This is a genomic window from Microbacterium sp. GbtcB4 (genome assembly GCF_019091465.1).
GTDB classification, from domain to species: Bacteria; Actinomycetota; Actinomycetes; order Actinomycetales; family Microbacteriaceae; genus Microbacterium; species Microbacterium paraoxydans.
In genome coordinates this window covers 1-229 of sequence record NZ_JAGXJJ010000808.1, presented here as the reverse complement: position 1 = coordinate 229, position 229 = coordinate 1, and the positions used below count along the sequence as shown (strand labels likewise).

General features: G+C 71.6%; 1 protein-coding gene. It reads right to left on the bottom strand.

Features of this window, described 5'->3' with window-relative positions:
• Nucleotides 1-229 (bottom strand): thioredoxin family protein (locus tag KVS71_RS19690; RefSeq protein ID WP_368874991.1); only part of this gene is annotated, 229 nt, incomplete at both ends.

The window sequence follows — 229 nt, the reverse complement described above, 5'->3', positions numbered from 1 at the left end:
ACCCCGAGCCGCCGTGCTGCGGGGCCACCTGCAGCAGCTGCGCGAAGACCTCACGCACCTGCAGCCCAGGAACGGCGCCCGTGAACAGCGGCAGCGGCTGGCCTGCGATGAGGGCGACGACCACCGGGATCGACTGCGCACGGAAGCCCTGCGCGAGCTGCGGACTCGCAGCGACGTCGACCTTGCCCAGGAGCACCCGGCCGCCGAGCTCCCTGGACACCTTTTCGAT